This is a genomic window from Rhodococcus sp. T7 (genome assembly GCF_009872365.1).
Taxonomy (GTDB): Bacteria; Actinomycetota; Actinomycetes; order Mycobacteriales; family Mycobacteriaceae; genus Rhodococcus_F.
This window is the reverse complement of the sequence record NZ_WXYH01000390.1, coordinates 42,873-54,516: the sequence shown is the minus strand read 5'-3', so window position 1 is coordinate 54,516 and position 11,644 is coordinate 42,873. Positions and strand designations below refer to the sequence as shown.

12 protein-coding genes are annotated in these 11,644 nt (G+C 66.4%); all 12 read right to left on the bottom strand.

Going from position 1 to position 11,644, the window contains the following annotated elements:
• Window positions 1-5: 5 nt before the first annotated feature.
• The gene (locus MLGJGCBP_RS48765; protein WP_160098579.1) at window positions 6-1,502 is read right to left on the bottom strand and encodes an SCO6880 family protein; all 1,497 of its coding nucleotides are present in this window, start codon (window positions 1,500-1,502) and stop codon (window positions 6-8) included.
• Entirely contained in the window at window positions 1,499-2,995 is a 1,497-nt protein-coding gene (locus tag MLGJGCBP_RS48760; RefSeq protein ID WP_236581337.1) for a hypothetical protein, read from the bottom strand. Before MLGJGCBP_RS48760 ends, MLGJGCBP_RS48765 begins: the two co-directional genes overlap by 4 nt.
• Window positions 2,989-3,858: a hypothetical protein gene (locus tag MLGJGCBP_RS48755; protein WP_009475971.1), complete on the bottom strand. Its 870-nt coding sequence runs from the start codon at window positions 3,856-3,858 to the stop codon at window positions 2,989-2,991. Before MLGJGCBP_RS48755 ends, MLGJGCBP_RS48760 begins: the two co-directional genes overlap by 7 nt.
• Entirely contained in the window at window positions 3,855-4,472 is a 618-nt protein-coding gene (locus MLGJGCBP_RS48750) for a hypothetical protein (RefSeq protein WP_160098583.1), read from the bottom strand. Before MLGJGCBP_RS48750 ends, MLGJGCBP_RS48755 begins: the two co-directional genes overlap by 4 nt.
• Window positions 4,472-4,843: a hypothetical protein gene (locus MLGJGCBP_RS48745; RefSeq protein ID WP_016885092.1), complete on the bottom strand. Its 372-nt coding sequence runs from the start codon at window positions 4,841-4,843 to the stop codon at window positions 4,472-4,474. Before MLGJGCBP_RS48745 ends, MLGJGCBP_RS48750 begins: the two co-directional genes overlap by 1 nt.
• Window positions 4,840-5,532: a hypothetical protein gene (locus tag MLGJGCBP_RS48740; RefSeq protein ID WP_160098585.1), complete on the bottom strand. Its 693-nt coding sequence runs from the start codon at window positions 5,530-5,532 to the stop codon at window positions 4,840-4,842. Before MLGJGCBP_RS48740 ends, MLGJGCBP_RS48745 begins: the two co-directional genes overlap by 4 nt.
• A 297-nt stretch (window positions 5,533-5,829) precedes the next feature.
• Window positions 5,830-6,114: a hypothetical protein gene (locus tag MLGJGCBP_RS48735; protein WP_160098587.1), complete on the bottom strand. Its 285-nt coding sequence runs from the start codon at window positions 6,112-6,114 to the stop codon at window positions 5,830-5,832.
• A gap of 23 nt (window positions 6,115-6,137) precedes the next feature.
• Window positions 6,138-6,689 carry a hypothetical protein gene (locus MLGJGCBP_RS48730; RefSeq protein WP_160098589.1) on the bottom strand — a complete coding sequence of 184 codons (552 nt, stop codon included), beginning with the start codon at window positions 6,687-6,689 and terminating at the stop codon, window positions 6,138-6,140.
• Window positions 6,686-7,465, bottom strand: a complete 780-nt coding sequence (locus MLGJGCBP_RS48725; protein ID WP_160098591.1) for a hypothetical protein — start codon at window positions 7,463-7,465, stop codon at window positions 6,686-6,688. Before MLGJGCBP_RS48725 ends, MLGJGCBP_RS48730 begins: the two co-directional genes overlap by 4 nt.
• A complete protein-coding gene (locus tag MLGJGCBP_RS48720) occupies window positions 7,462-8,589 on the bottom strand; it encodes a hypothetical protein (RefSeq protein WP_160098593.1) in 1,128 nt (375 codons plus the stop codon). Before MLGJGCBP_RS48720 ends, MLGJGCBP_RS48725 begins: the two co-directional genes overlap by 4 nt.
• Before the next feature lie 55 nt (window positions 8,590-8,644).
• A complete protein-coding gene (locus tag MLGJGCBP_RS48715; protein ID WP_160098595.1) occupies window positions 8,645-9,715 on the bottom strand; it encodes an insoluble domain protein in 1,071 nt (356 codons plus the stop codon).
• A gap of 112 nt (window positions 9,716-9,827) precedes the next feature.
• Entirely contained in the window at window positions 9,828-11,498 is a 1,671-nt protein-coding gene (locus MLGJGCBP_RS48710) for a cutinase family protein (protein ID WP_160098597.1), read from the bottom strand.
• Between the last annotated feature and the right edge of the window lie 146 nt (window positions 11,499-11,644).

The window sequence follows — 11,644 nt, the reverse complement described above, 5'->3', positions numbered from 1 at the left end:
CCGCCTTAGTTGCTCAGGAACGAGGGAATGGTCGTGTGCTCGGGTGGAATCACGCCGACGCCGAGCGATGACCAGAACGCAGCCGACTGCCAGCAAAATGACCGGCGCACCTGCAGCTGACTCTGGATGGACAAATCGCGTACCAGTGCGTCCACTCGGGGAACGTCCGCGTTGCCGACCGGCTGGGTGACGGTGATGAGGATCCCGAAACGGGTCAGGCCGTGGCCGCGCGCGACCTCCATGCGGCTCTGTTCCGTCGCGGCCACTTCGAGCTTCGCCTTCGCCGATGCGATTCCGCGCCCCGATGTCACCGCAGCCATCGCGTCGCGGTGGTCACGGTTGACGATGTCCGTTGCGTCCGCGGCCGAGTGCGGCCGGTAGATGATCGCAACGCGCTTGATCGGCAATGCCGGGTTCGGGTCGAGCAGTCGTTTGAGGACGGTCTCGTGGACCGCGCTCTTCGGAGCTTCTCGCATCTCCCACGTCACCGAGATCGCTCCGTCGTGGATCAGGCGGTCCTTCTCCTCGATCTGGGTGCGTGGGCCACAGTCTGCCCACTCCAGGCCGGTTCCTTCACCGGAGAACAGTGCCCGTTCGATGTTGCTCAGGGACGCCGGATCGACGGATCGGCGTACCGTCCCCATGATTTCGTCGGCGCTCATCGGGGTGGCCGGAACCCCGGCACGGGCCGCGGCTTCGGTGATCCCCGGCAGCCGGCGGGCGATCTCCACCGCCTGCTCCGAGGGGTCCTTCTTGCGGTCCGCGGTCTGAGCCTGGAACGTGATCGAAATCCGGGCCCCCAAGCGGACGCCGCCGGTGACCAGGCCGGTCGCCAACTGGTACATCGAATCGCGGGCCAACTTAGGTGCGTCATGACGCACCCGCTGGGACACGGTCTCGTACAGCTCGATCCCGGTGTTGGGCAATGACTCGATCACCGCGACCAGGGCGACAATGTCCGAGGTCTCGCCCATCGCGGTCAACATCTGCGACCAATTGCCCACCGCAGCATCGAGTACGGACTGGTCGAAGTTCTCACTGCCCTGCGGGTACGCGTCGAGAACGACGGTGTAGTTGTTCGCCTGCGGCATGTGGATCATCCCGAAGGGCCGGTTGTTTCCGTCGATTCCTTCGTAGATCTCGGTGTCCGCCAGCACACCCGGGGGCCGGTACCGGCCCCCGGGGATGCGGGAGAAGGTGCCCGAGCTGTAGATGTGTTCTCCGCGCTTGAACGCCCGCCGCCACTGCATCATCAGAAGTGCCCTCTCATATCCGCTACGTCCGTCCTTCTCGATCACCAACGGCACGAATGCAAGCGCCGTGAACAGCCCCAGAACCAGTGCGGGCACGAAGCCGATCGCCAGGCTCAGAAACACCAGGGCAATGACCGCGCCGATGCCGAGCATCGTGGTCCCGAACGTTGCCCCGGCCATGCCGGTCGACCTGGGCTTTCGCCAGTTGCCGTACATCCGGTACTCGGTCGTCGTCTCGGTCCTCGTCATCCCTCAAAACCTCCATTGCGACTCGGTGGCATTGCTCCGGTCGGGCCGTCTCCGGATGTGCCTGGACCATCAGGCGCGCCCGGTGCGCCGTTGTGGTTGGTGGGTGTGCCGTCCACCCCGCCTGCGGCGTTTCCGCCGGAGGGCGCTGACTGGTTGGACGGTGTGCCGTCCACGCCGCCCGTGGCGTTTGCGCCCGGTGTGCCGCCGTCGATTCCGGAAGTGCCGAAGCTGGGGGGCGCACCGGAAGGTCCGGAAGGGCTGGTCGTGGTCGAACTCGCCGAGGTCATACCTCCCGCGGCCGCCCCGCCTGACGCTCCAGCCGACGCGCCTCCGGTCGCGATCGCGCCGCCGACCTTGGCGCCGACGGCGGCCAGGCCCGCGGCTGCGGCAAGACCGCTGCCGCCGCCGCCGAGGGATCCGACTGCCGGGACGATCAACCGCATCAGGGACGGAAGGACCAGGGCGGCCGAGCACAGCAGGAGTGCGCCGATCAATGCGGTCATCGCGCCGCCGTTCTCATCGCGGGAGGGCGCAGACTGCATGAAAAGCATTGCCGCGACGCCGATCACGAACGATCCGACCGGCTTGAACAGCAGGAACGCGAGTGTCCAGGCGATCATCTTCTCGTAGGCCTGTGAGCCGATCTTGGTGCCGCCGGCCGCGCCGGCAATCGGGAGCGCTGCGGTGATGACGACGAGTAATCCCATCCTCATCAGCAGCAGGAACGCCATCACCAGGCCGCCGAGAATGCCGATGATCCCGATGACGTACAGCAAGGACGTTCCACCAGGTGAGGCGTAGATTCCGATCTGAATCATCGCGTCCACGAGTGCGTCCGGATCCGAGCCGACAGTGCCGTCGATGAACCAGCGGGAGATGTTGTCCGAGAGCCGGGTGCCCAGTACGACGATGAACCCGAGCGAGCCCGCGAGGACCGTCGCCCGAGCGAGTTGCCGAACGCCTTCGGTGGAGACATCACGGATGGCACCGGATCGGGCCATCATCAGCCGGATTCCGAGGAACATCAGTGAGACCACCAGGAATGCGACCTGAATCCAGTACGTGTACTGGGTGACCTGGCCGAGTGTGGCCATGAAGGAGTTCTCGTCCTGGCCGGGAATGGTGATCCACCAGCCGAGCGCGAACTTCAATACGGCGGCGCCTGCGTCACCGAAACTCAGCCCCATCGTCTCGAACGCGCCGGTCGCAACCTTCTTGACGTAGTTCTGGGGAGCCTCGGCAACGGTTTGCGCACCATTGGCGCAGCTGGGCATTTCAGTGCCAGTCGCTGCGCCCAGAGCATCGAGGGCCAACTGCAGACCGCCGCCACCAATCGGAACCGCAGCGCACATCGCCAGGTCCCCGGCAGTGTCGGCGGCGGCCGGCCCGGGATCTTCTTGGGCGAGTGCCGGCGAGGCGGTGCCGACCAGTGCGGCGCATGCCACGAGGCAGACCAGGAGGAACCGCTTCCACGCGGTCTGCGCCGTCACCACCACGACGTCCAACCGTCGGAGAAGTCGGCAACCGCTCGCGCACCGAACGGGTTGGCGCCTTGGACCTGCACGACCCAACCGGTTCCCTCACGCCAGACCAGGTCCAGCGAAATGTCGGCGTTCTGGGTACGGCCGTCCTTGAGATTTGTTGTCGCGCCGATGTGGACTCGCGCCAGATCTTCGGTGAAGTTCACCTTGATCATCTGCATGACGCGACCGGGAAAGTTGTCCGGAGCGGCTCCCGGCTGATTCGAGGCGTTGAAGGCCTTCTGCTCGGCGAGCTGGTCCTGCGGATCGGCGACCAGGCCCGCGTCCTGGAGCATCTGGATGCGGTTGTTGCCGGTGGCGAGGTAGTTCAGGTAGTGGACTGCCGCCAGGCCCGCACCTTGGGCAGTGCGGGCGAAGCCGGTCGCGACCCCAGTGTCACTGAACGCCGTCGGTCCGTCAGAGGTGGAGAACGGCAGGTACATGTTTCCGTGGACGCGTTGGAGCATGATCCCGGACGGCGCGGTCGCCGCGGAACGTCCGGTGGCCGGCGAGGACTGCGCCAGCAGCACTCCGTTGTCGTTGAGTGGGGCGTAGACGACGCGGCCCTGCTCGTCGAAGAAAGGATCGGGTTCGAATTGGTCGGGCTGGGTCGCCGCGGTCGCACCTGATCCCTGGTCCCCGGCGGGAACCAGCGGCTCGTCTCCGCCGCGTACGAAGATGATGATGCTGGTGATGATCGCGGCGACGACGATGACACCGAGGATCGATCCACCCATCAGCAGGCGGGTGGCATTGTCGCGTCCGGATCCGGATTCGGGCTGTTCCGGGCGCGGGGCCGGTGTGGGGGTTTGGGTATCGGTAGGTTGCTCGCTCACTTGCGCGTTCCTTCCAGGTCGACCATGTTCTGCGGAAGTTCCGTCAGTGCGGTCGCCGCCACAGCGTTTTCCGGGGTGGAGAGGTTGAGCTTCCAGTCGGAGTCCGCCCAGATCACGTCGGTGCGTGTCGAGGCCAGGGACTCGTCCGGGAAGCGTTGAACGATGTCGACGGAGGCCGCGGTGTCGGTGTAGTCCGCGAACACATAGCCGACGACGGACGGGACGACCGCCGGGTCGACCGTGCCGGTCGAGGAAATCAGGGAACGGTTGACGGCGAAGGCGTCGCGTCCCTCTCCACTCGCCGCGACAACGGAGAGCACCTTCGACCAGGACTGATCCGATGCGGTCGAGAGCTGGACGGACTGACCGATCGCGGCAAGCGCTGCGCCCTGCGGGGTGTGCGAGAACCCGGTCAGCGGCTCCCAGACCGCGCTCGTGGGGCCGTCGGTCTTCCCGAGCGGCACCATCACACCGTTCACACTCGACCAGCTCGCAATCGCGGGGGCGTCAGTGAGCGACACCGTGGGGCTCTCGCCGCTCTCCTCGTCTGAGCCACCGCACCCCGCTAACGCCAGCGCTGCAACCGCGACTGTCGCACAAGCAAGTACACGCATTACTTCTCCTCTTCGAGCGGAGGGAACTTCTGTTGGATGTCAGTGACGAGGCTCGGAGGCTTGTCCGGCGCCGGAGCCGAGTTCTCGGGAATCCGGCCGGCCTCGATGAGAACGACGGCCATCGTGACGGCCGCACCGCTCGCGAGGATCCAACCGAACACCGCCGCGAGGAACTCTGCGGCCGTGGGTGATTCCAAGCCCGGTGTGTGCTTGTGGTCCCACGCCATCCGGCCGCCGACAAAGATGATCTTCGCGATGCACACGACCGCAGCAATGCCGGCGATCCAGCTCAACGCGGTATTGATGTCCTGGGTGATGTAGTCGGGCAACTCCACCGCAGCGAGAACCACACCGCGATCGGTGCCCGTCACGGCTGAACCCACTCGATCGAACCGATAGCGACCGAGAGTACGAACAACGCCACACCGGTTGCGAGCAGCGACCCTGCGGCTTTCGTGAGCGTGGAAACCACGCGGTCATTTATCCTTGCGCGGTCCCGTCGGGCGTAGAACAGGCCGACCGCGAGTGCCGCGTCGACCAGGGCGAGGCCCGTCATGAACACCGAGACAAGTCCCACTGCCCACCCGCCGTAGGACACGACGCGCTCGATCACCGCACCGCCCTGAACCTGCTGTTCACGGGGCGGGAGGTCGATAACCAGCCAGTTCAGGATCCAGTTCAGACGCCATACCACCGTCGCGGTCAGCGCCGCCGCAACAGCAACCGCCGCAGCGGCACCGAGGTAGACCCACCGCGACCGCGCACCGCTGATGGTGCGGGCGGTGTGAACGGCGATGGTGATGACTCGCCGCTCGGAGATCAGCGGTTCCCCCGACGTGTACCGGGCACCGGCAGCGAGCTCCTTGCCGACAATGCTCATTGCCCGGTGAAAGGCCGCCTCGCGGTCGTGATGCTCGACCGCAATCCCGTCGGCAGCGAAGGTGGCGTCCTGGACAGCGCGAATCTGCGGCTCCCACGTCTCCCTATCGGACGTGGAATAGGACAACCCGCTGGTGCCGACACGGATACGAGCAAAGTGCGGTTTGTCGATCTTCGTCATCGCGTGTATCCCTCTCTCATTGCCCCACCAAGGTCGTCAGGATCAGGGCGGAACTGGTCGCGACCACCACCCCGGTTGCGCTTCCGATCGCGAGTGTGACTGGGCCGTCAGCTCGCGCTATGGCCTGCTTCGTCAGGAGGTTTCGCACCCGCATCACCGCCAGAACGGCCACGGAATAGACCATTGCTACCGCGCACCCGCCAGCGACGAACCAGAGAAGCCAGATAGTCAATCCGGGTGGAAGGGGGCCGCTAACCGGAGGGAGATCGCCGGTATCGGCGGGGATCATCGCGAACATCAGGCGCCGGCGGTGACTGCGTTGAGGATCGTGTTCGCCGAACCGGCGACGATCGCGCCCACGAGTGAACCGACGAGCATCGTCACACCGCCGGTCTGGCCCTGGCTCCACTTCTCCCACGCGAATTTGCCGCCCGAGAAGACGAGCGCGGCGACGCAGGCGAGGAGGATGGCCCACAGGAGCCAGTTCACGAGACGCAGAAGACCATTGGCTCCCGGCGGCAACTCGGGTGTGACGTTGAATTCGATCGCGAGGATCGCGGTGTCGTGGATGGTGTGGATCATGGCTGTCCTTTCGGTGAGTGAGTTCAGTGCCCGGAGCGCAGATGCGGCAGTGAACGCTGGATTGCTGTGACGATGCCGACGCCGGCATCGATCACGTCCTTGGGAACCGCTGCACGGGCTCCCTTGGTCTGTTCGGGCACACCGTCGAGCGGATGCCACCGGGGCAGCGCTGGCAGGGATGCTGCGGGGAGGAATCTGTGCCAGTTGATCCGCCAATGTGCGGCCGTTGCTGACTCCACGACGTCGCGATACTGGCGCACGCTTTTGTCGAGGGTCGGCGAGTTCGCGACGGTGATCAGCCCGAGAAGCTCACACTCGAGGTTCTCCTCGCGATGCTGGATGAGCCGCTCGTGCGCCTTCTTCAACCCGTCGTCCGTCTCGCGGGCGACCATCACCACGTACGGGGATTCGGTCTCGACGTCGTTGCCGCACGGCCATTGCCGATCGCAGTCCCCGGTGAAGCTGAGGTAGTGCGCCAGGGTGGAGACTCCCGCGCCGCCGTGCGCTCCGAGCAGCCACACAGCAGGTCCCGGACGGTCCGCTGGAATCGGTGCGGCGTGGATTGCTGTGGTCATGCCAGTTCTCCGGTCTTGCCGTCGCGGCGGGTGTCGGATTGGGGCGAGAGTGTGCCGAGGACATCGAGGGCGTCGGTCCAGGCGTCGATCGTGGCGGTGGACAACCGGCGGTGGTCGATGACTCCCGGGCGGGCCAGGACGGGATCGAACGGGACTTCGACGAAGCCGGCGATCTGCGGTGCGAGTGCAGCCCGGATCGGGGCCAGTTCGACCGGGGAGGTGGGCATCTGATGGGAGACCACCACGATCGTCTCCCCCAGGGTGTCCGGGCCGAACGTCGATTTGAGCCAGTTCATTGCCTCTCGCATCCGGCTCAGCGGCTCCGCTCGCGCGGGGGCCACGACGACCAGGGCCGCACCGGACTGGATCAGCGGGGCCAGGCGTGATGAGCGAAGGGCGGTCCCGACGTCGTGGACGCGGGCACTCGCACGGCCTTCGAGCAGCAGATCGACCATCATCGGATCGGCACTGTGGCCGTGCTGGGAGCTGCCGACGACGACCATCCCCGAGGTGGTCTCTGCCATCCGGGCGCTGAGGCTGTCGATTGACCTGGCCGGATCGACGGCACGGAACCGGGTGCGGGAGAGCAGGTTGCCTCCGTCGCTGGTCGAGTCGATCGCGGTGATGTCCTTGCCAGTACCGAGCCGCAGAGCCGTGGCCAGGCCGAAAGTCGTGGTGGTGGTGGAGGCCCCGCCGGAACCGGCGACGACCATGGCTGACACCTTCTCCGGTTCGGCGACCTTCGGGGTGCGGCGGATGGGGACGACGTTGCTCATCGGATCTCCTCGAGGGTGGCGATTTTCAGACCTGCACCTGAATCGGCGACTGTGATGCGCTGCGGGATGGTGCTCTCGGAACCGGAGTCGGTACGCAGGAGCAACTGGACGTCGAAGGCGTTCGGGTTGGGGGTGGCCGCGATGGTCAGGCAGTGCGCGGCGCCGGTAGCGGCGGCCGCGTCGATCGAGGCCTGGATGGTGCCGACCGGATTCGGGGTGAGCATCATCGATGCGACTTTCGCGCCGTCGTGCTCGACGTAGTACGCGTAGTCGAATGCCTGGATCAGACCGGGACCGCTGGTGAGGTCACCGGGGCCGCGGCCGACGATCTTCCCGCCCCCGGTCGAGCTTTCGCACCAGGCAGGCTCGTCTGCGGCCACGGAAGGGCCGGCGGCCCGGACCGAAGACGGCAGCGGGGGCACCGCGACGTCGGGGCTGTTGTCGGAGGAACCGAGCACCACGACGGTGCCGGCGACTACCGCCAGTGCCGCCGCACCCGCGCCGACGAGGACCCAAGGGTTCTTCTTGCCGCCGACGGAGGACTCGCGGGCAGGCTTGACCTTTGGCTTCTTCGGCTCCTGAGGTGCGGGCACCACCACGTCGTCGGGCACGTCGGTGTGCTCGACGGCAGCTTTGGTGGGGCGCCGAGGAATACGGGCGGACAATCCACGTCGTCCCTGCTCCTGGGCGACGAGTGGACCACGGGGAATGTGGGCGCGAACCCAATCCGGTGCGTCCGCATACGGATCGGCGTCTATCGTCTCGGGGAATTCGATTGCAGGCTCGCCGTCGAGGTCGGCGGCGTCTTCCTGCGGGTTCTCGACTGTGGTGTCGTGGTCGTCGGTCTCGCTCCAGCCGTAGACAGGCAGGACCGTGGTCAGTTCGTCGGTCGGATCGTCGTCGTGTTCGGCGACGGGCGAAGGCGCGTCCGGGATCTCCGGTTCCATCTGCACCACCGGAAGCACGACGTCCTCGTATGGAGCTTCGTCTGCGGCGGGATAGGCGGTGTCGTAGTTTTCCTGCGGCACAGGGAAGTCCACATCACCGCTCAAGTCGATGATGTCGTTCCCGTAATGCTCTGGAACGTCCGGAAACAGCTGATCCGTGCGATTGTCCGTCGCCATTTTTCCTCCAAGTTGATCGGCGAGGGCAGGATGCGTTCCTGCCCTCGCCAGGGGCTCACGCCGGGATGCCCGCGCCGATCGCGTCGGTGATCATTCCCATCGGCAATCCGGGGACTGCGGTGTTCGCCTGGAAATCGGTCACTGCCTGGTCGAATGCGGCGACAGCCTGCTCGCCCCCGGGAAGCGACGACACCGCGTCGCGGGCCTGCTGGTCGACGATCGGGGCAGTCTCAACCACGTCGCGGACCGCGTCGGCGGCCGCGGAGCCGACCGGGGCGCTGGCTTCCCACTGATCGAGGGTGGTTTCGGTCTGCGCCGTGATCGCAGGCTGATCGATATCGGGAATCTCGACCTCGGTCGGTGCACCGACCTCACCGGCGCCGTAGGCCGTGGCCGCGGCGACGCCAATCGCGCCGCCGACGATTGCGCCACCCGCAGCTGCCGGAACTCCGGCAAGCGCACCGATACCCGCGCCGATGCCGGTACCGGCTGCCGTGCCGACGACACCGGCAGGGATGACACCGAGCGGCGTCAGAACCGGGGCGGCCAGCACGACCGCGCTGGTGCCGCCGATCGTGCCGCCGACAAGTCCGCCAGTCAGGGCACCGACGGCTGCGACAGGCACTCCGGCGGCGAGGGCACCGCCCACCGCCCCAGCTGCACCGCCCGCGACCTGCGCGGCCGCCAAGCGCTGCGCCTCATCGGCATTGAGGCCGGTGGAGCGCCAGAAGTCGGTGACCTGGGCTTCGATGACGGCCGTCTGGCCATTCGTGCGGTCGGCGGTGTCCTTGCTCATCCAGTTCGGGCGGTTGGCCAGGTACCGGCCAAGCCGAACCTTGTCCTCGGGAGCCTGAATCGGTGCGGTGAACTCTTCGAGCTGCATGGGCAGGTGGAGCTGCGAGTAGTCGATCGGCTCGACGTAACTGCCCTGGTCGTAGGGGATGACGTACTCGTTCGAGTTGTAGTCCCAGTTGTCGAGGGGCTTGGCCGGCTGCTGGTACTCCACCGGCACCGGAACCCAGGTCTGCACCGGAACGGGCTCGGGTGCGGGAGCGGTCGTGACCCCGCCCTGCGTGGTCGGAGCGGGCGTGGTGACGCCGGACTGCGTCGACGGCGCTGTCGTCACGCCGCCCTGCGACGGCTCTGCATGCGCGATACCGCCGCACGCTGTGACAATGACCGCGGCCGTGACTGCGGTTGTGCCCGCAGCCCTCACAATCCTGGCCTGCTTACGGTGCTTACCCATGTGTGCTGTTCCCTTCGGTGGATGAATCAGTGGTCAGGCCGTTCTGTGAGAACGTCGAGTCCGTCGACGTGGCGACGGAAGTGGAGGACGTCGGCGTAGTCGACGACGTCGAAGGCGAGGAGCTGGCGGGCCGAGACGTTGTGGGCGCCAATGACGTGGCACTCGGCCGGGTCGTGCTCGTGGAAGAGCTCGACGACGAGGACGTTTTGTTGCTGGTCGCGAGGTCGGCAGCCACCGCGGCGAACATCTTCGCCACGTACGCGGTCGGGGCCAGCCCGGTGGCAGTCGCTGCCGACGATCCATACGAGCCGTGGGCAGCCTGAATGTTCGAGTACTTCGTCAGCGCCGCCAGGTCGAAGAGGTCCTTGTTCGCCTTGACCTCACCCTTGACCAGGTCGAACGTCTGCTTCACCAGGCGCTGCGTCGTGGCCGGCGGAACCAGATTGATCACCGCGTTGACCGTCTTCGCGGCGATGATGCCGAAAGCGGCAACGGGATTCGCCAGACCCACAGCCGCGACAGCGGCGATCGTCTCCGGCGTGATCACCTTCTTCGCGACCGTGACCACCGAGTTCACCGCCACCAGGCCCACCTTCATCAGCGCGGAAATCGCCTCTTGGCCGGTCGGCGGGGTCGCCCGAGGATCCGAACCCTCAGCCAAACGCTGCGACAAGGTCTTCTTCGGCGTGATCGAGAGGTTCTCGAGTGAGTTCTTCGGGACCTGAATGTCTTCGTTGATCACGTCGACCCCGACGTTGAACGCGGTCGACGCGAGAGCAAGTCCGATCGTCTGCACTGCGACGAACGGGTCGCCGCCGACCTCAGCCTGACCCGCAACGTTCGCCACAGCCCGCGCGATCGGAGCCTTCGGCGGGGCATCGCAGGCCAGGTCACCGGTCTGGCACCACATCGACACCCGCCCGGTCAATGCGCCGAAGCTGGAGGCGGTGTCGGCAACCGGACCGATCCCCGCCCCGGTCGCCGTCGTGACCGTCACCGCGGGAAGGGCCTTCACCGCAGAACCCGAGGTCCCCGGGACGGGGGACGGAGTGGTCTGGGAAGTCCCGGGGAAGATGCCGGCGCCCTCCGCGCGGGTCGGGGACCCGAACAGCGCAGCCGATGCGATCGACGATGCCGGAACGCCGCTGACCTTGCCGGCACCCACCTCTGTGAGCCACTCCGAGGCAGCGTGGGCGAACTGGCTGTAGGCCGCGATCGCGAGCTTCGTCGACGGGCACGAATCCAGGACCTTCTCCGCCGCGGTCTGGAGGTTGTCCTTTGCCGTGGAGACCGACACGGCGTACGACTCCTTGCCGCCGGGCACCGCACCACCGAACGCCGCCGGATACGGGACGTAGGCGCGGTCGACGTCGACACCGAGCTGTCGCGCCTGGTCGAGCAGCGGCGACATGATGTTCGAGAGCATTCCCGTGTCGGCCTTCACCGGAGCATCCGGTGAAGACTCGCCCGTGCCCTGCCCTCCGAGGACGAACAATGCAGGGCAGTCCTGCACCAACTGATCGACCCAATTGGTTGATGCGTGTGCAGGAACGGTATTCGCACCGACACTCACTGCCACAGCGACAGCGCCGACGACCGCTGAGGCGGCCAGCCGACGAGCCGGGCGCGGTGTACCGCTCCCAGAACTCTGAACCTTTTCCATTCGGAACCCTTCAATCTCGTTGTGGGCCAATTCATTGCCGGGGAAATTGCGGTGTCACTCGTAGTTGGCGATGAGAGTGATCCACAGGGCACTTACGAAAGAAGCCAGGGAGCGGAGGACCTGGGTGCAGACGTTCAGGCAGGCCA